The 18,125-nt window shown below is 41.0% G+C and carries 16 protein-coding genes and 1 pseudogene; 10 read left to right on the plus strand and 7 right to left on the minus strand.

Features of this window, described 5'->3' with window-relative positions; all coding sequences use genetic code 11:
- Positions 1 to 242: 242 nt before the first annotated feature.
- Together ACP69Y_RS07000 and ACP69Y_RS07005 are read left to right on the plus strand one after the other, a co-directional pair.
- Positions 243 to 956 (plus strand): annotated as a pseudogene (locus ACP69Y_RS07000) (IS982 family transposase).
- A 418-nt stretch (positions 957 to 1,374) separates the two neighbouring features.
- On the plus strand, positions 1,375 to 2,562 hold the full coding sequence (locus tag ACP69Y_RS07005) for a catalase family protein (protein ID WP_425917361.1): 1,188 nt from the start codon (positions 1,375 to 1,377) through the stop codon (positions 2,560 to 2,562).
- Positions 2,563 to 2,747: 185 nt separating this feature from the next.
- Here the strand turns inward: ACP69Y_RS07005 and ACP69Y_RS07010 are convergent, their stop codons facing one another.
- The 4 genes from ACP69Y_RS07010 to ACP69Y_RS07025 form a co-directional block, all read right to left on the minus strand.
- A complete protein-coding gene (locus tag ACP69Y_RS07010) occupies positions 2,748 to 2,972 on the minus strand; it encodes a hypothetical protein (RefSeq protein ID WP_131215394.1) in 225 nt (74 codons plus the stop codon).
- 290 nt (positions 2,973 to 3,262) lie between these two features.
- Positions 3,263 to 3,484 (minus strand): hypothetical protein, encoded by a 222-nt coding sequence (locus tag ACP69Y_RS07015; protein ID WP_425917363.1) that lies wholly within the window; start codon positions 3,482 to 3,484, stop codon positions 3,263 to 3,265.
- A 493-nt stretch (positions 3,485 to 3,977) separates the two neighbouring features.
- Positions 3,978 to 4,247 (minus strand): hypothetical protein, encoded by a 270-nt coding sequence (locus ACP69Y_RS07020; RefSeq protein ID WP_425917365.1) that lies wholly within the window; start codon positions 4,245 to 4,247, stop codon positions 3,978 to 3,980.
- A gap of 171 nt (positions 4,248 to 4,418) precedes the next feature.
- Positions 4,419 to 4,853, minus strand: a complete 435-nt coding sequence (locus ACP69Y_RS07025; protein ID WP_425917638.1) for an I78 family peptidase inhibitor — start codon at positions 4,851 to 4,853, stop codon at positions 4,419 to 4,421.
- Positions 4,854 to 5,276: 423 nt separating this feature from the next.
- On the opposite strand from ACP69Y_RS07025, the gene ACP69Y_RS07030 reads away from it, so the two are divergent.
- Entirely contained in the window at positions 5,277 to 5,714 is a 438-nt protein-coding gene (locus ACP69Y_RS07030) for a DUF2147 domain-containing protein (RefSeq protein WP_425917639.1), read from the plus strand.
- Positions 5,715 to 5,930: 216 nt separating this feature from the next.
- Here ACP69Y_RS07030 and ACP69Y_RS07035 read toward each other — a convergent pair whose 3' ends face one another.
- Positions 5,931 to 7,619: an AMP-binding protein gene (locus ACP69Y_RS07035; RefSeq protein ID WP_425917367.1), complete on the minus strand. Its 1,689-nt coding sequence runs from the start codon at positions 7,617 to 7,619 to the stop codon at positions 5,931 to 5,933.
- 101 nt (positions 7,620 to 7,720) lie between these two features.
- Positions 7,721 to 8,347, minus strand: coding sequence for a TetR/AcrR family transcriptional regulator (locus ACP69Y_RS07040; protein ID WP_425917369.1), 627 nt, complete (start codon positions 8,345 to 8,347; stop codon positions 7,721 to 7,723).
- Positions 8,348 to 8,494: 147 nt separating this feature from the next.
- Between ACP69Y_RS07040 and ACP69Y_RS07045 the strand changes: the two genes are divergently transcribed.
- The 7 genes from ACP69Y_RS07045 to ACP69Y_RS07075 all read left to right on the plus strand — a co-directional run bounded on the left by ACP69Y_RS07045 (position 8,495) and on the right by ACP69Y_RS07075 (position 16,443).
- Positions 8,495 to 9,667: an isovaleryl-CoA dehydrogenase gene (locus ACP69Y_RS07045; RefSeq protein WP_425917371.1), complete on the plus strand. Its 1,173-nt coding sequence runs from the start codon at positions 8,495 to 8,497 to the stop codon at positions 9,665 to 9,667.
- 42 nt (positions 9,668 to 9,709) lie between these two features.
- On the plus strand, positions 9,710 to 11,311 hold the full coding sequence (locus ACP69Y_RS07050; protein ID WP_425917373.1) for a carboxyl transferase domain-containing protein: 1,602 nt from the start codon (positions 9,710 to 9,712) through the stop codon (positions 11,309 to 11,311).
- Positions 11,312 to 11,322: 11 nt separating this feature from the next.
- A complete protein-coding gene (locus ACP69Y_RS07055) occupies positions 11,323 to 12,123 on the plus strand; it encodes an enoyl-CoA hydratase/isomerase family protein (protein ID WP_425917375.1) in 801 nt (266 codons plus the stop codon).
- A 13-nt stretch (positions 12,124 to 12,136) separates the two neighbouring features.
- Positions 12,137 to 14,131 carry an acetyl/propionyl/methylcrotonyl-CoA carboxylase subunit alpha gene (locus ACP69Y_RS07060; protein ID WP_425917376.1) on the plus strand — a complete coding sequence of 665 codons (1,995 nt, stop codon included), beginning with the start codon at positions 12,137 to 12,139 and terminating at the stop codon, positions 14,129 to 14,131.
- The gene (locus tag ACP69Y_RS07065; protein ID WP_425917378.1) at positions 14,128 to 15,030 is read left to right on the plus strand and encodes a hydroxymethylglutaryl-CoA lyase; all 903 of its coding nucleotides are present in this window, start codon (positions 14,128 to 14,130) and stop codon (positions 15,028 to 15,030) included. Before ACP69Y_RS07060 ends, ACP69Y_RS07065 begins: the two co-directional genes overlap by 4 nt.
- Before the next feature lie 75 nt (positions 15,031 to 15,105).
- Complete coding sequence (locus tag ACP69Y_RS07070; protein WP_425917641.1) at positions 15,106 to 15,813, plus strand: CoA transferase subunit A; 708 nt, start codon at positions 15,106 to 15,108, stop codon at positions 15,811 to 15,813.
- The gene (locus ACP69Y_RS07075) at positions 15,814 to 16,443 is read left to right on the plus strand and encodes a CoA transferase subunit B (RefSeq protein WP_425917380.1); all 630 of its coding nucleotides are present in this window, start codon (positions 15,814 to 15,816) and stop codon (positions 16,441 to 16,443) included. It abuts the gene before it with no gap.
- A 201-nt stretch (positions 16,444 to 16,644) separates the two neighbouring features.
- Here the strand turns inward: ACP69Y_RS07075 and ACP69Y_RS07080 are convergent, their stop codons facing one another.
- Positions 16,645 to 18,123, minus strand: coding sequence for a sulfite reductase subunit alpha (locus ACP69Y_RS07080; RefSeq protein ID WP_425917382.1), 1,479 nt, complete (start codon positions 18,121 to 18,123; stop codon positions 16,645 to 16,647).
- Positions 18,124 to 18,125 lie beyond the last annotated feature (2 nt).

Genomic DNA, 18,125 nt, shown 5'->3' on the forward strand with positions numbered 1-18,125 from the left:
TTTTCTATTTATAATTTATTATCTTAGTCAAAAATGAAGGCACTATAGTCTTTTTCAAAACTATAAAGCTTAATAGCGTAGCTTCTCCTTTTATGATTTACATTTATATAAGTTCAGAGTTATCTTATTATTAACCTGAATCGCGGATAAGAAATTAATTTGAAAAAGAGAAGGGTTAGCGCCATCAGTTGAGTTATCACACCAAACCAATGACTCTACTCCTTATGTTCCTTTTACCATATATGACTCATACTGAATTATTTTGTGTAATTGATGATTTTTTTCAAAAAATTGAAGCAACTTATTGGGAGTTTTTAAAACACAACAACAAGGATTTAAGAATGCGGTCTTCTCAATTGAAAGTTTCAGAAATCGTATTCTTTGCCTTGTGAAAGATCGTCAAAGTAGTCATTTATGGATCGATTCAATTACGCTGCCTGTATGCAAAAATCAATGTATTCAACGGTATAAATCCATAGCATCGATTGCGAGCCGCGGCAAAAGCTCAATGGGAGGGTTCTTTGGCTGCAAGCTGAATTTAAGCATGAATCAGTCAGGAGATATTGTCAGTACAGCTTATCGAATGGGTATACAGCAAGCAGATCTTAAAATGCTTGAACAGTTGGTAGAAGGATTAAAAGCAAAGCTCCATGCTGATCGTGGCTATATTAGTCAGGAATTAAAATCAAATCTGAAGAATCAAGATATTGATTTAACTACCTATCATCAGAAAAATATGAAATCTATTCAACTCTCAACATCAGATGAATATCACTTAAAGTAGCGTAATAAAATAGAAACTTTATTCAGCTTGTCAAATGGCAAATATAATTTGGTCAGCAGTAAAGCTAGAAGCATTGAAGGATACTTAGCTGGAATCTATGCATCTTTATGTGTTTACCCAATTATGCCAGTGAAACAAGCCAACCATTCAAGTTAGCGAAGCATTGGCTTAAGCAGGAGTCGGGTTAGAGTATTAATACGTCTCTTAATTCATGTTTAATTTTCATATTCTTATTTCAATAAGGCATAAGGAGTTCAAAAATCATAAAACAATAATTATAAGTATTAAGTATTAAGTAGGAAGTAAGGGATGACCATAGTTATAGCAAAACCACATATGAAGCAGCCACAACAGGACGTCGGCGCTGCTGTTATTTGTAGTGTGCTTTTCTATAAACCCTAAAAAGATATTTCGAAAGGTATCTATAAAATTAGTTTCTATTTATATCGTACATTGTGACTAAATGAGTCAAAAAAATGTCACAGAGATTATAGTCATTTAGTGTATTAAATAAGCTCTAGGCCTTTAAAATTCTCACCGCAAAAAATTAATGTGATTGTGCTGTTATCTTTGCAGCAAGGAGAAAATCGATGCCAAACATGATGCGGCCGATACACTTTACGCTACTGTTCACTCTGACACCTCTAGTGGTGACGATCATCGGTTGCTCGGCTACGCAACCTCAAAACTCCACTCTTACACCGCTGAACCATCCTAACCGGACTCCTTACCCCAGCATTGATCCTGGTCTAAGTGAAAATCTGTATCCTCATGAAGAGGAAATAGCCGAAAAAATCTCGGAGGTTATTGAAAAATCCATCCGTAAACAATATTCCGCGGGCACTACCCTCCGTGATGCACATCCGAAAGCTCATGGATGTGTACGAGCAGAGTTTCATGTGAGGGAAACGCTTCCTCATTACCTTGCGCAGGGAATTTTTATTCCCGGTAAAACCTATCAGGCATGGATTCGTTTCTCGAATGGTTCCCGTGATGCAACGAAGGCAGACATTAAAAGAGATGCAAGGGGGATGGCAATAAAAATTCTAGGTGTACCGGGGAAAAAACTTTTAGAGGATGAGGCCGCCACACAAGACTTCATTATGATCAATCATCCAGTATTCTTCGCTAATGATCCTGAGCGCTATATGGCATTGATGCAGGATATAAATAGCGATAATTTTTTTAGAAAGCTGCATATTCCTTTCGCACTTGGTCTTAAAGGAACTCTGATTGCCTTAAACCTCAATACCAGAATTTCAAATCCCCTGCAAACCCGATATTGGTCTATGGTTCCCTACCAGTTAGGACTAGGTTCTGATCGTCAGGCGGTAAAATATTCTGCTAGAGCTTGCTCAACAGTAACAGACCCTATGCCAAAAAAACCGAGTCATGATTTTCTGCGAGATGCACTACGAAATAGTCTGCAAAAGGGCGATGCCTGTATGGAGTTTCTGGTGCAACCCAGAACATCAGACATGTTGCTCGTCGAAGATTCAATGACCGAATGGAAAGAAAAGCAAGCCCCTTTTTATCAGGTCGCGACTATTCGTATTCCTGAACAGATTTTTGATACACCTGATCAGAATAAGTTTTGTGAAAATCTTTCTTTCACGCCATGGCATTCTTTACCTGAACATAAACCACTGGGAGCAGTAAACCGACTGCGTAAAGTGATTTATGACCGTATCAGTCGAGTCAGACATGAGATGAATTCCGCCAAAGGATACGAACTCCCAAGCAATGATTCATCGAAGCCTATTAACTCAGTTAAGTGATCATTATCAGGATAATATAGTGAAATTTCAGGTTCGAGGAATGTATTAAGTACTCACCCTTTCAATCTAAGTACCCGTACAATTTTATGAGATGTGCTTCTTCCTCTTGAGCATTTAGATTAATGGATAGATATGGTCTATTCATAAAATTTACCCCTAAAAAACCTCCCGCAGAAAGCTTGTTATTATTCTATTATTTCTATAATTAAGATTAATCTCTGACCCAAAGCAAAACGCATATTAGGCATCACCGAATGTCTAGGCATTTTGCCATAGGGATGTTTAGATGAACGCAAATAATTTCCCTCTTGATCACGATAAAAATAATTTAAAGTCCCCATGCTCGTATCTTCTTCAGCATCGAGTTCTATCAGTTCACCTGTATTTCGATCTCTAGCAATAATTTTCATTCTAATGCCTTTCTATGGATTAGGATCTATAACTTATCATGACGAATGAATACAATTTCATCTGCGAACTTAACACATACTGATGCTTACATAAGAAAAGAAAAAACCGCCCATAACTCGTATGTGGCGGGGTTTTATGGGCCGTAGCAGATTCGGCTATAGGGAGAGAAAATCATATTTTGTCTAGGTTTTTTCCACATTTTCGGCACACTTTGATCATCTTGCCCTTGTCATCCTGTTCATACTCATACGCGTGCCAACAACATAACTCTCTTAAAAATTGCATTAAATTAATACTCCACAGTAATCACAAATGTATTCTCGCCCTCTAAATGAGTTTGAAAATTAAAAGCGTGTTTTCGGCAGTATTCTTCCAATTCTAAAATTGCACCCTTCTCGATAGAATCTAAAGATTTTTTCAACCGAACGGGATTTTGCTCTCGTTTAGCAATAGCATTGTGAAGTTCAGTAAATAATTCTTCAAATGTTAATAGCGAAGTGGATACAGTCATTTTGGTCACCATTGATTACCAAAAATACGATTATAACCTAAATACAAAATCATAAAGGCATGACGAATAAATCATAAATATTTGTTTTATATTATTAATTATATATTTAATCTTTACCAATTCACTTCCGATACTCAATTTCATCAAAGTATTCATAGACATGGAGACAAAATAATTTACGTAGAAATTAGCGCATTTAAATCTTTTTAAAAAAATAGAATTTTAAGCAAAATAAAATCCGCTTAATCGGGTGAACTAGTCGAATTTAAGTACTTAATTTATTTTTTCTCTATTTTCGAACAACTAAAATATATCGCTCATATTTCATCGATAAAGTCTAGAGTAACTATTTTCAACAATTTGTTTTAATTAAATTTTTATTTTAAAAATGTAACTATTTTAATAGTCATAAAAAAGCTCCCCCCTTTGCTAAGGGAGCTTCCTCTTGTCATCTGAGTTGATTAAAGGAACATTATTAAAACAAATTAAGCAATTATCGATGCAACTGTTTATATACCCATGCCAGAAACTCATTTTTATGCCGTATGGGAGGCGCTAAATTAATATTGATTATTTGTCGACTACCAAATTTACCAATAATTTTAGAAGGTGAATCCAACCTTATCTCCGATGTTTGATCCTGCTGTATTTCTGAAAAAAATTCTAATAATAGATCTAACTCTCCCTTGGTTTTAAAGTTTGGTTTCTCAGCCATAAAGTTATAAACTTGCTGCAACATCTGAAAATTAATGGCACTTTTCATTTTTCATTGCTCCAGCAAACATATTAATTAAATAATATACACCCGAAGAATTTCAAAGATATTCACTGCATTTGTTAGCTGATTGTTCACATTTAGTTATAAAAAAACCCATCTTTCGATGAGCTTTTTAAGTTCTTCTTTTTACTTCAATAACTTTACTTTAATAAAAAATTAACCACAGCTTGCCTGGGCGATTTTTTTAGTAACTGGATCAATTGTCACTGTAATTCGATTTGCACGATAATCCATAGTTACTGGCTGACCAGGTGCAACACGACGAATAATTTCAGATTGAGTTTTTTGTTTAATTTGAGCATCCGTTAAACCCGTTTGCCCTACCAACACTTTCGCTTCCTCTGCTAAGCATTCTTTTGAACTGTCTTGGAAATATTTCCACTCTTCAATAACTTGACTATTTGGCAAATGGCAATAACCTACCTGACCGTTCGTCTCATTTTTGATTTCTAATTTTCCACCTTGGTTAATACAATATTCACTCGCAGGATTGGCTGCACCTAACTTTGCTGCAGTAGTATCTGTGTTGTGTACAGTTGAACATGCGGCAAGTGAGGAAATCATAAAGCCTAGTAACAATATTTTTTTCATCATTTTGAATTCTTACTAAAATTCAAAGATATCAAAAATAGGAATATTATCAATATTGTTATTTGAAACCCAAAAATCCCTCTTTGGATAAGCTATTTCATTTTCCTTCTTCTATTAACCCGAATCCTGCTTAAGCCAATGCTTCGCTAACTTGAGGTGTGACAACTCAACTGATAGCGCTAACCCTTCTCTTTTTCAAATTAATTTCTTATCCACGATTCATGGGTAATTACTTTATCTAGCTATAGGCTAAAAACACAAATACATGAGAAATCCATAATAAATACTATTTTATTTATCATAATCCTGACTGAACATAGTTCTTCGATACATGTTTTGCGAATAGAAGCTCTGTATGTATAATCTATAACTTCTATTAGTCTTGAAGAAAAACTTACTCAAATCAGTTGAGGTCTAATGATGATAAAAACAACTCTAAGCGTATTAGGACTATCTCTAGTTTCTAGTCTAGCTCTAGCTTCCGATCCATTACATGGCACTAAATGGAAAACCATTGATGATGTGACTAAAAAGCCATTATCGGTTGTGCAATTTACTGAAACTTCTAACGGTGTGCTCTCTGCAAAAATCGTAGATGTAATGGAAGCGAGCGAAAGTGAAAAATGCACAAAATGTTCGGGTAAATTCCATAACAAACCCCTTAAAGGTATACAGATTGTCTCAGGTCTAAAAAATACTGCAAACAATGTGTATGATGGCGGAAAAATTACCGACCCTAAAAATGGTAAAACATATAGTTTTAATGCCAAGCTATCTCAAGATGGTAAAACCTTAGCGGGTCGTGGGTATATTGGTATTTCTGCCTTAGGACGTAACCAAACCTGGGTTCGCGTGAATTAATCCTAACTGATGTATTAAAAAAAGCGACTTTATTAAGTCGCTTTTTTATTGATGCGTTAACCGTTAATCATCAGCTGCAATGACAATGACTAGCTGTGTCATATAAACCTAAATCATTTTTTTAATATTTTGATTCCATTAGATGTCTGCTCCTCCTGTTATTTACCATGATATCGGGAGGTATGCAGACAATGGCTAGCCAATCTTGAATCAAGATTAAGCGATATCTTCCAGTTGCAACTCTTGGCGCATCAATTCCTGCAATTTAAATTTTTGCGCCTTGCCTGAAGCAGTCATTGGAAATTCGGTAAAGAAGCGCACATATCGCGGTATTTTATTGTGCGAGATATGCTCTGCACAATACTGCCGAATTGCTTCTTCATTTACCTGATGATGCTCATGCAGGATAATACAGGCACACAGCTCTTCGCCATATTTTGGATCTGGCAGCCCAATGACTTGTACATCTGAAACATCGGGATGCGTATATAAAAAGTCTTCGATCTCTTTCGGAAATAAATTCTCGCCACCGCGAATCACCACATCTTTAATTCGGCCTTTAATTTTTACAAAGCCATCTTCATCCATTTCGGCAATATCACCGGTGTGCATCCACTTGGCAACATCAATCACTTCCTGAGTTTTGTCGTTATCTTCCCAATAACCCAGCATGACAGAATAGCCGCGCACACACAATTCACCCAGTTTTCCTCGTGGCACAACTTTGCCATTTTCATCGACAATTTTGATTTCCAGATGAGGGTGGACACGACCAACTGTTCCGACACGGCGTTCGACCGAATCTGAAGTCGAACTTTGTACACTAACTGGTGCGGTTTCAGTCATGCCATAACAGATGGTAATTTCGGTCATATGCATTCGATCTATCACGCGCTGCATAATTTCACGCGGACATGGACTGCCTGCCATGATGCCGGTACGTAAGCTTGAAAGATCGAACTCATCAAATTGTTCATGCTCAAGTAGAGCAATAAACATAGTCGGCACACCATACGCTGCGGTACATTTTTCTTGCTGGATGGTTTTTAGAGTGTCGAGCGGATTAAATACCGCCGATGGATACACCATGGTGGAACCATGCGTAATACAGGCCAAATTGCCCATCACCATGCCAAAACAGTGAAATAGCGGCACCGAAATACATACCCGGTCTTGGGGGGTTAAATGAATCGCTTCACCGACAAAATAGCCATTATTCAAAATATTATTATGCGTCAGCATGGTTCCTTTCGGATTACCTGTCGTGCCAGAGGTAAATTGAATGTTAATGGTTTCATCAAACTGTAAATCAGCGGCAATCTCTTGTAATTGCTCTAACTGAACAGCAGTCGGTTCTGGCAACAAGTCAGCAAAACGATGAATACCGATATGCTCTTCATGATCAATTTTAATCACGTGCTGTAAATGCGGCAGGCGTTTTGCAGAAAGTCGTTTACCTACCGACTCGGTAATTTCAGGGGCAATCTTAGTCAAAATTTCCTGATAATTACTGGTTTTAAATTGCGCTGCAATCACTAAGGCCTTACAGGACACTTTATTCAGTACATATTCAAGTTCACTGCTTTTATAGGCAGGATTCAAATTGACCAGAATCAGGCCGGCTTTAAAGGCTGCAAACTGGGTGATGGTCCATTCCACACAATTGGGCGACCAAATCGCAATCCGATCACCCTTTTCCAAGCCTAATTGAAGCAGGCTACAAGCAAATGCATTGACCTGATCCTGCAACTGTTTATAGCTTAAGCGTACATTCTGATGCACACTGACCACAGCATCCCGTTCGGCATATTGCTGACAGGCCTGATCAAACTTTTCACCAATGGTCATCCCAAGTAAAGGCTGACTGCTTGTTCCATAGGCATAACTTAACCGTACTTGTGTCATTGAATCACTCTCCTTGATTCTTTGTAATTATGATTCTTTCACTTTAATTGTTTTGACTCAGACGACTTTCCCAAACAACCTTATTTTTTTGTGTTAACCGATCACTCACCCTCCTTTAAATAAACTCCACTCACACAAAAATCGGCAATCTGTTTGACAAAATAGTCTTTATACGCCTGATCAAACCTGACATTTTTAGAAGGATTCAAAGGTTCAATCACCACAAAAGTCATTGCGCCAACGACGCACAGCGCTGCAGTATTTAAATCTTCAAATCCAAACTCGCCATTAATTTTACCTTCGGCCAGTATTTGATTAATGCTTTGTTTAATCAGTTGCTTACTACGAAAACGTTCATGCTCTATCGAAGGATCGACAGGTTCAAACATTAACGAATACGCAAGCTGGGGACTGTTTAATGCACGTTTAACGAAAGTTGATACTGCTTTGTGTAATTTTTCAGCTGCCGAAAGATGACTTGCAGCAATGTTATTCAAAATTTGAATTTCATGATGAATAGCTTCTGACAACACTTCAATTAACACTTGGCTTTTGTTGTCAAAATAACGATAAACCAGACCACTAGATACGCCTGCACGATCAGCAATCGCCTGAATTTGCGCATCTTTAAAGCCCCCTTGAGCAATCAGTTCACGCGCAGACTGCAAAATCGTTTGACGATTTTGCTCCATTCTTTCCTGCATCAATGATGATCTTTTATAACTCATAATCTTATTCTCAACCAGATAAAATGAATTGTAAATCATTTTGTGAATATATATTCACTTTTTCAAAAAATAGTTGTATTGTAAAAATCAAGCACAACAAAAATGCTTTTTGGAACAACAAATATAACCATCAGGATGAATGAAGAAATGAATCTACAAAGTTTAAATTTCGGTTTGGATGAAACGCTAATTGCCCTTAAAGATTCAATCGCAGCATTCTGTGCAAAGGAGATTGCACCGATTGCTCAGCAAGTTGACCAAGACAATGAATTTCCCGCTCACCTGTGGAAAAAATTTGGTGATATGGGCTTGCTTGGTCTGACTGTCAGTGAGGAATACGGTGGCACGAACCTTGGTTATTTGGCCCATATTATTGCCATGCAAGAAATTTCCCGTGCGTCTGCCTCTATTGGCTTGTCCTACGGTGCACATTCTAACTTATGTGTAAACCAAATTAAGCGAAATGGTTCTGAACAACAAAAACAAAAGTATTTACCTAAACTGGTTTCCGGTGATTTTGTCGGTGCCCTGGCAATGTCAGAGCCTAATGCCGGTTCAGATGTCGTCAGCATGAAATTAAAGGCTGAAGACAAAGGCGATCATTATCTGCTAAATGGTTCAAAAATGTGGATCACCAACGGCGGTGATGCTGACGTACTGGTGGTGTATGCCAAAACTGATCTGAAAGCCGGCTCAAAAGGCATGACCGCCTTTTTGGTTGAAAAAGGTATGCCGGGTTTTAGTCATGGCACTCATTTAGACAAACTGGGAATGCGCGGTTCAAACACTTACCCGCTTTTCTTCGACAATGTAGAAGTGCCGAAAGAGAATGTGCTGGGTGGTGTGGGTAATGGTACCAAGGTTTTAATGAGTGGTTTGGACTATGAACGTGCAGTGTTAAGTGCAGGTCCGCTAGGCATTATGGATGCCTGCCTTGACACGGTACTTCCGTATATTCATGACCGTAAACAGTTTGGTCAGGCACTCGGTGAATTCCAGTTAATGCAAGGAAAAATTGCCGATATGTACTCCACTTGGCTGGCATGTAAAGCACTGGTTTATGCCGTGGGCGCTGAATGTGACAAGGCTGAACATAGCCGCAGCCTACGTAAAGATGCAGCAAGTGCGATTTTATATGCTGCTGAAAAAGCCACCTGGATGGCAGGTGAAACCATTCAAACTTTAGGCGGTAATGGTTATATCAATGAATTTGCAGCGGGCCGTTTATGGCGCGATGCCAAACTTTATGAAATTGGTGCGGGAACTTCTGAAATCCGTCGCATGCTGATTGGTCGCGAACTGTTTAATGAAACAGCTTAAATCACGGTTTGTAGGCACATTGAATTAAAAGGAAGTTCGAAGATGAATAGATTACAAAGCAAAATTAATATTCGAAGCGAAGATTTTAAAACCAACCAGGCTGCCATGCAGGTTTTGGTGGATGACTTAAAACAAAAAGCGCAGCAGATTGCTTTGGGCGGCGGCGAAAAAGCCCGTGAAAAACATTTGGCTCGCGGCAAACTGTTACCGCGTGAACGGGTTGATCATCTGATTGATGCCGGAACTGCTTTCTTGGAAATTGGACAACTGGCAGCTTATCAGGTCTATCCCGATGACGTCCCTGCTGCGGGCGTGATTGCCGGAATTGGTCAGGTGAATGGCGTGACCTGCATGATTGTGGCCAATGATGCCACGGTAAAAGGTGGAACCTATTATCCGCTAACGGTGAAGAAACATTTACGTGCTCAAGAGATTGCTGAACAAAACCATTTGCCGTGTATTTATCTGGTTGATTCAGGCGGTGCGTACTTACCGATGCAGGATGAAGTTTTCCCTGATCGTGATCATTTTGGACGTATTTTCTATAACCAGGCGCGTATGTCGAGCCAAGGGATTGCCCAAATTGCAGTGGTGATGGGTAGCTGTACCGCAGGAGGTGCTTATGTCCCTGCCATGTCGGATGAAACCATTATTGTTCGTAACCAAGGCACGATTTTTCTGGGTGGCCCGCCATTGGTGAAAGCCGCGACCGGTGAAGTGGTCAGTTCTGAGGACTTGGGTGGTGGCGATGTGCATACCCGTCTTTCTGGGGTGGCCGATCATCTGGCTGAAAGCGATGAACATGCGATTGCCATTGCCCGTAATATTGTGGCGAACTTAAATAAAAAGCCCAATAAAACTGCAGATGAAATTGAAGCGCCATTATTTGATGCCGAAGAACTATATGGCGTCGTACCAAGTGATGCACGTAAACCATTTGATGTGCGTGAAGTGATTGCCCGTATTGTCGATGGTTCACGTTTTGATGAATTTAAAGCCCGCTTTGGTACCACACTGATCACAGGTTTCGCTGAACTATTTGGTATGAAAGTCGGCATCATTGCCAATAACGGCATTCTGTTTTCGGAGTCTGCACAAAAAGGTGCGCATTTCATTGAACTGTGTACCCAGCGCAGTATTCCCCTGCTCTTTATTCAGAATATCACCGGTTTTATGGTTGGTCGCCAGTATGAAAATGAAGGTATTGCGAAAAATGGTGCCAAACTGGTGATGGCGGTTGCCAATGCCAATGTGCCTAAATTGACTTTAGTGATAGGTGGTTCATTTGGTGCGGGTAACTATGGCATGTGTGGTCGTGCCTATTCTCCGCGCTTCCTTTGGACGTGGCCAAACTCGCGTATTTCAGTGATGGGCGGTGAGCAAGCCTCGAGTGTACTTTCTACCTTAAAACGCGATCAAATTGAACAAAAAGGTGAAACATGGTCAGCCGAACAGGAAGATCAATTTAAACAACCGATTCGTGATCAATACGAGCGCCAAGGTCATCCTTATTATGCTTCAGCGCGTCTTTGGGATGACGGCGTGATTGATCCTGCACAAACCCGTCAGGTCTTGGGCTTAAGTTTGGCAGCTGCGCTGAATGCCCCAATTTTACCAACCAAATTTGGCGTGTTCCGCATGTAAGGGGTGAAAAAATGACCTATCAATTTTTACAACTCGAACAACAGAATCAAGTGGCTACAGTTTGGATTAATCGTGCTGAATTACACAATGCCTTTAATACCACCGTCATTGAAGAACTGCATGCCTGCTTTCAAGCATTAAATACCCGTAATGATGTGCGTGTCGTAGTTTTGGCTGGACGAGGGAAAAGCTTTTCAGCCGGAGCCGACCTGAACTGGATGAAACAGGCCGGACAAGCATCGCAAGCGGAAAATGAAGCCGATGCGCTGAAACTGGCGAAAATGTTGCAAAGTCTGGCGACTTTAAAACAGCCGACTATTGCGCGGGTACACGGTATTGCTTTTGGTGGCGGTATGGGTCTGGCTTCAGCCTGCGATATCTGTATTGCTAGCACGGATGCCAAATTTGCTACGTCTGAGGTCCGTTTAGGTTTAGCACCGTCTACGATTAGCCCTTATGTGATTCGTGCTATTGGTGCCCGTCAGGCTTCACGCTATTTCTTAACTGCTGAACGCATTACTGCCGAGCAAGCACAAAAAATCGGTCTGGTGCATGAAGTCACTGCTGTTGAAGAACTGGATAGCAAGATTGATGAAATTGTTCAAGCCTTACTCTTGGGTGGTCCTGAAGCACAGGCAGCATCCAAACAATTGATTCAGATGGTCGACCAACAGGTATTAACCGAAGAATTACTGCTGCAAACAGCGCAACATATTGCTCATGTACGCCAAGGATTAGAGGCGAAACATGGCTTGAGTGCTTTTTTAGATAAGCAAAGTCCTTCCTGGATTATCTCTACAGCACAACAATAATAAGGATCATATAATGTTTGAAAAAATCTTAATTGCAAACCGTGGTGAAATTGCCTGCCGTGTGATTCGTAGCGCAAAAAAACTCGGAATCGCGACGGTGGCAGTCTATTCAGATGCCGATGCACAATCGCAACATGTCAAACTTGCCGATGAAGCCATTTATATTGGTGAATCCCCTGCCGCACAAAGTTATTTACAGATTGATCGCATTATTCAGGCAGCTGTAAAAACTGGTGCTCAAGCCATTCATCCAGGTTATGGTTTCTTGTCGGAAAACGACCAGTTTGCCGAAGCCTGCCAAGCCAACAACATTACCTTTATTGGTCCGCCGGTCGCAGCCATTTTGGCCATGGGTTTAAAAGCGACTTCTAAAGCCTTGATGGAAAAAGCCGGTGTTCCGCTGACACCGGGTTATCATGGAACTAATCAAGAGGCTGATTTTCTAAAACAACAGGCCGATGCAATTGGCTATCCAGTACTGATTAAAGCCAGTGCCGGTGGTGGTGGTAAAGGTATGCGTCTGGTAGAACGCAGTGAAGATTTCCTAAGTTCACTGACTTCTTGTAAAAGCGAAGCTAAATCAAGCTTTGGCAATGATGAAGTATTAATAGAACGTTATGTGATTAATCCGCGTCATATTGAAGTACAAGTCTTCGGTGACTCACACGGCAACTACGTGCATTTATTTGAACGCGATTGTTCGGTACAGCGCCGTCATCAAAAAGTGCTTGAAGAAGCCCCTGCACCACTGGTTTCACAAGACAAGCTCGATGCCATGCGCCAAGCGGCAATTGATGCTGCCCGTGCTGTTGATTATGTCGGTGCAGGAACGGTTGAGTTCATTGTAGAACAAGACGGAACCTCATATTTCATGGAAATGAATACCCGTCTACAGGTTGAGCATCCGGTCACTGAGATGATTACTGGCGTTGATCTGGTGGAATGGCAATTGCGTGTAGCCTTTGGTGAGCCATTACCGAAACAGCAACATGAATTAAGCATTCATGGTCATGCGATTGAAGCGCGCGTGTATGCAGAAGAACCGGAAAAAGGCTTTATTCCTGCGATTGGACAAATCAGCTATTTACACTACCCTGATCAAAATCAAAATGTGCGAGTTGACAGCGGTATTGTTCAAGGCGATGAAATCAGCAGCTATTATGATCCGATGATTGCGAAACTGATTGTCTGGGGCGAAAACCGTGAAGCCGCCTTATTGCAAATGCATCATGCCTTAGGTCAGTTCCATGTCGATGGCTTGGGCAATAATATTGCATTCCTGGACCGTATCATTCGTTGTGATTCATTTAAAAATGCCGAATTGGATACCAATCTGATTCAGCGTGAAGATGAATTTTTGTTTAAAAATATTCCATCGCTGCAACCTGAGTTGGTGGTTGCAACGGCATTGACTGAGTTATTGCTCCGCTTTAGTAAGAATAAACCGGCAAGCAATCCGGTCTGGCAAAGTGAAACGTTGTGGCGCGTGAATATCAGCCCAAGCTATGCCATTAAATTGAAGTTAGATGAAGCACTTGTTCAAGTCAATTTAAGCGCTGAAAAACAGGGATTTGTCGCCGAATATCAAGGTGAAAAATTCTATATTTCTGGACAGCTTTTAAATAGTAATACCGCACATTTCACTATTAAAGGCAAACAGGACAAAATTGCATTTAGCCAAAACGCACATGGCCTCACCATTTTCAAGAATGGTCAAAGCCACAAGTTTAGTTATTTGAATCAGAAATTCAGTTCTGAGGATGCTCAAAGCACTGAAGGTAACTTAAAAGCGCCAATGCCAGGTGTGATTACCCAAGTTCTGGTTGCCGCCAATGATCAGGTGAAAAAAGATGATGTGCTAATGACGCTTGAAGCCATGAAAATGGAATATTCAATTCGTGCACCACATGATGGCATTATTACGGCATCCTATTTCCAGGCCGGTGACCAAGTCAAAGCCGGTGATGAGCTTGTGGAATTTCAAGCCCTGGTGGAGGAAGTTGCATGAGTGAATTTGTCAAAATCGTTGAAGTCGGTCCACGCGATGGCCTGCAAAACGAAAAGACTCCGCTTACACTGGCACAACGCAAAGACTTTATTCTGGATCTGATGCAAACAGGTTTGAAGTCGATTGAAGTCGGTTCTTGTGTTTCGGCCAAATGGGTTCCGCAAATGGCAGAAAGTGATGTGCTTTTTAGCCAGTTACCGCACGATCCCAATATTCAGTTCAGCTTGCTGACCCCGAATTTAAAAGGTTTTGAGTCTGCACTGGCGGTTGGCTGTAAAGAGGTTGCAGTATTTACCGCAGCTTCTGAAAGTTTTACCCGCAAGAACATCAACTGCTCCATTGATGAAAGCTTGGAAAAGTTTGCAGATGTCATGGCAGCAGCCAAAGCCAATGATATTAAAGTTCGTGGCTATGTCTCCTGTATGGTCGATTGTCCTTATGAAGGCGCAATTGATCCTCAGCAAGTGGCCAAAGTCAGCAAGCGACTGTTGGATATGGGCTGCTATGAAGTGTCCTTAGGTGAAACCATTGGTACTGCCACCCCGGATCGTATTAAAAAGGTGTGGGATGCCTGCCTTGCCGAATTAAACAGTCAGGTTCTAGCAGGGCATTTTCATAATACTTATGGTATGGCGATTGCCAATATCTATCAATCGCTTAATCAAGGTATTCGGATATTTGACTCTTCGATTGCCGGTTTAGGCGGTTGTCCTTATGCCAAAGGTGCTTCGGGCAATGTGGCCACGGAAGATTTGTACTATTTATTGTCCAAGATGGGTTTTGAAACCGGGATTAATCGAGATGCATTAATGCATGCCAGCCGAAACATCAGTCAGGTGTTAAAGCGCAATAATCCATCAAACTATGCCAATGCCTATTGGCAAACCCAGTGTGCTTAAAAAGCATGTAGGAAATTGATAAAAAGTTAAAGTTGGTCATACCAAGGACTGACCATGGATAAAAAGAGGGATCAAATGCCAAATAAAGTTTATGAAAGTGCACAAGCAGCCTTACAAGATATCGTCAAAGACGGTCAAACCTTAGCGGTCGGTGGCTTCGGTTTATGTGGCATTCCAGAAGCATTAATTGCGGCACTTAAAGACACTGGTGCCAAACAACTGACCTGTATTTCCAATAATGCCGGCGTGGATGGTTTCGGTTTGGGTCTTTTATTAGAGACCAAACAGATTAAAAAAATGATTTCATCTTATGTGGGTGAAAACAAAGAATTTGAACGCCAGTATTTAAACGGCGAACTGGAAGTCGAACTGACCCCGCAAGGTACACTGGCTGAAAAACTCCGTGCCGGAGGTGCCGGTATTCCAGCCTTTTTCACCCAGACCGGTGTCGGCACTTTAATTGCCGAAGGTAAAGAAGTTCGTGAATTTGATGGCAAGGAATACATTCTGGAAAATTCCTTAACTGCGCATATTGCACTGGTCAAAGCCTATAAAGCCGATAAAGCCGGGAATCTGATTTTCCGTAAAACCGCACAAAACTTTAATCCGGTCTGTGCCATGGCTGGCAAAATCAGCATTGCTGAAGTCGAAGAAATTGTAGAAATTGGCGATTTGGATCCCGATGAAATTCATCTTCCTGGCATTTATATCAACCGGATTATTTTAAATCGCAACCCTGAAAAACGTATCGAACAAATGACATTAAAAGCGGAGGCGGAATAAATGGCTTGGACTCGTAATGAAATGGCACAGCGTGCCGCTTTGGAACTTGAAGATGGTTTCTATGTCAATTTAGGCATTGGCTTGCCGACGCTGGTCGCGAACTATATTCCTGAAAATATGGATGTCTGGTTACAGTCAGAAAATGGCCTACTCGGTATTGGTGAATTTCCGACTGAAGCAACGGTGGATGCCGATCTGATCAATGCCGGCAAACAAACCGTCACTGCACGCAAAGGTGCGGCGTTTTTCTCCAGCGCTGACTCTTTTGCCATGATTCGTGGCGGTCATGTCAACATTGCCATTTTAGGTGCCATGGAAGTCTCCCAAACAGGTGATTTGGCCAACTGGATGATTCCGGGTAAAAAAGTCAAAGGCATGGGCGGTGCCATGGACCTGGTCGCGGGTGTACAAAAAGTAGTGGTCTTGATGGAACATTGCGCCAAAGATGGCACGCCAAAAATTGTAGAGCAATGTGCCCTGCCACTGACCGGTAAAGGCGTAGTCCACCGGATTATTAGTGATTTGGGTGTGCTCGATATTACCGCTGAAGGCGTCAAACTGGTGGAACTGGCGAAAGACGTCAGCTTTGAAGATATTCAAAAAGTCACTGGTGTAAAACTGCTTCAATAATGCTGTCTTGATGTGATCGTCTATTCTCCTTCTCCCCTTAAAGCTGACTAAAGTTTTAAGGGGGAATCGCTTTTGGCAGGAATACTAAGGTCGAACCCTCACCTATATACCCCCTACTTTTTAAACATAAAATATTGAATTAAGGGCATGTAAACATGCCCTTTTTTATGCTGAATTTAGCTCAATAAATAAATATCACTTTTAATAGACATCCCGCTGATAACGCCCTTCAATTCTCAGCTGCTCTAATTGTTCGGTACCTAAGATATTGAACAAGGTTTTCTCAACTTCTTGTGCCATGCCTTTTAAGCTGCCACAGACATAAATGGCGGCACCTGCTTCAATCCAATTCAAAAGTTGTTCAGATTTTTGCTGCAAGATATGCTGGACATAGATTTTTTCAGCCTGATCACGGGAAAATGCATAATCCACTTCAGGCAGAAAACCTTGCGCTTGCCACTGTTGAATCTGGTCTTTATAAAGATGGTCAAACTGCTGTTGGCGTTCACCAAAAATTAGCCAGTTTTGCGGCTCACTCCATTGCTGTCTTTGTGCCAGATGAGCGACCAAGCCTGCGATGCCTGTGCCATTGCCAATTAAAATCAACGATTTCTGGGTTGGTTTTAAATGAAAGGCAGGATTAGAGCGAATTCTTGCCACCATGTTTTGTCCCAACGTCGCATATTCAGTTAGCCAACCCGAGCCTAAACCTAAACCAGTCGCCGTTTTTTCCTGCCTAACCACCAATTCAACACGTCCTTGTTCAGTAATACTGGCGATCGAATATTCACGAATGGCTAACACATCAAAGCGTTGAACCCAATCCTCAAACGACTCATTCGGCAACTGTTCAGGAAATTGTCTTAAATTCTTAAACTGCAATGCAGCTAATAAATCTTCATTAACTGTTAGTTGCTGAGCTTGTAAAAAGGTCTGTATATCTTCAAGCCGATTGCCACATTGAACTTCTAGAATATCGCCTGATGACCAGTTAAGCCCTTTAGCAGAAGACAGCTGAATTTGATAAATCGGATTGCCTTGGCTGCCGCTATTTAAACACACCCGATTTTTCAAGTTAAACGAATGCCAGTTTTGATCTTGTTGAGCAGAAGTGAATTGTTGCTGCGTGAGCTGTTCTAAACGTTGTGTCCAGCGATTTAAATCTGCTGGCTTCAAATGATCGACACAGACCATTTTAAATAAAGCTTTCGCCTGATGCTGCTGTAAATGTTGATTTAAGACGTGTCCAAAACGACAAAAATGCGTATAGCGTTTATCCCCCAAAGCTAAAATGGCATACGACTGATGGGAAAGGTCTAAAGATGAATCGCTAAAAATATTTTTTATCGTCAGCCGTGCCGTATCAGGCGCATCGCCTTCCCCATAGGTACTCACGAACCATAAGACTTTATGGGCTGCTAGTAATTGTTCAACAGTCAAATATTGGATATCAACGATGCTCACCCTTTGCCCGATGCGTTCTAACTGCTGCGCCGTCTGCTTGGCATAATGTTCTGCCTGACCCGACTGAGTTGCAAAAACAATCAGATCATCATTTTGGCTCAATGCAGCCTTTGGTTTTTGCTTACGATTGATCAGAATCAGATAAGCGATGCATACCGCATAAAGCAACAGTAAAATGGCAAATACAATTAAAACTATAGCAACAGAATGTGTCATTA

This window comes from Acinetobacter sp. TSRC1-2 (assembly GCF_049895885.1).
In the GTDB taxonomy this organism is placed as follows: Bacteria; Pseudomonadota; Gammaproteobacteria; order Pseudomonadales; family Moraxellaceae; genus Acinetobacter.

What these genes read in the sequence shown, in the direction of transcription:
- ACP69Y_RS07020 (WP_425917365.1), bottom strand. Translation starts at nt 4,247, where the DNA reads ATGAAAAGTGCCATTAATTTTCAGATGTTGCAGCAAGTTTATAACTTT.
- ACP69Y_RS07040 (WP_425917369.1), bottom strand. Translation starts at nt 8,347, where the DNA reads ATGAGTTATAAAAGATCATCATTGATGCAGGAAAGAATGGAGCAAAAT.
- ACP69Y_RS07080 (WP_425917382.1), bottom strand. Translation starts at nt 18,123, where the DNA reads ATGACACATTCTGTTGCTATAGTTTTAATTGTATTTGCCATTTTACTG.
- ACP69Y_RS07065 (WP_425917378.1), top strand. Translation starts at nt 14,128, where the DNA reads ATGAGTGAATTTGTCAAAATCGTTGAAGTCGGTCCACGCGATGGCCTG.
- ACP69Y_RS07070 (WP_425917641.1), top strand. Translation starts at nt 15,106, where the DNA reads ATGCCAAATAAAGTTTATGAAAGTGCACAAGCAGCCTTACAAGATATC.
- ACP69Y_RS07035 (WP_425917367.1), bottom strand. Translation starts at nt 7,619, where the DNA reads ATGACACAAGTACGGTTAAGTTATGCCTATGGAACAAGCAGTCAGCCT.
- ACP69Y_RS07050 (WP_425917373.1), top strand. Translation starts at nt 9,710, where the DNA reads ATGAATAGATTACAAAGCAAAATTAATATTCGAAGCGAAGATTTTAAA.
- ACP69Y_RS07060 (WP_425917376.1), top strand. Translation starts at nt 12,137, where the DNA reads ATGTTTGAAAAAATCTTAATTGCAAACCGTGGTGAAATTGCCTGCCGT.
- ACP69Y_RS07025 (WP_425917638.1), bottom strand. Translation starts at nt 4,853, where the DNA reads ATGAAAAAAATATTGTTACTAGGCTTTATGATTTCCTCACTTGCCGCA.
- ACP69Y_RS07005 (WP_425917361.1), top strand. Translation starts at nt 1,375, where the DNA reads ATGCCAAACATGATGCGGCCGATACACTTTACGCTACTGTTCACTCTG.
- ACP69Y_RS07010 (WP_131215394.1), bottom strand. Translation starts at nt 2,972, where the DNA reads ATGAAAATTATTGCTAGAGATCGAAATACAGGTGAACTGATAGAACTC.
- ACP69Y_RS07015 (WP_425917363.1), bottom strand. Translation starts at nt 3,484, where the DNA reads ATGACTGTATCCACTTCGCTATTAACATTTGAAGAATTATTTACTGAA.
- ACP69Y_RS07075 (WP_425917380.1), top strand. Translation starts at nt 15,814, where the DNA reads ATGGCTTGGACTCGTAATGAAATGGCACAGCGTGCCGCTTTGGAACTT.
- ACP69Y_RS07045 (WP_425917371.1), top strand. Translation starts at nt 8,495, where the DNA reads ATGAATCTACAAAGTTTAAATTTCGGTTTGGATGAAACGCTAATTGCC.
- ACP69Y_RS07055 (WP_425917375.1), top strand. Translation starts at nt 11,323, where the DNA reads ATGACCTATCAATTTTTACAACTCGAACAACAGAATCAAGTGGCTACA.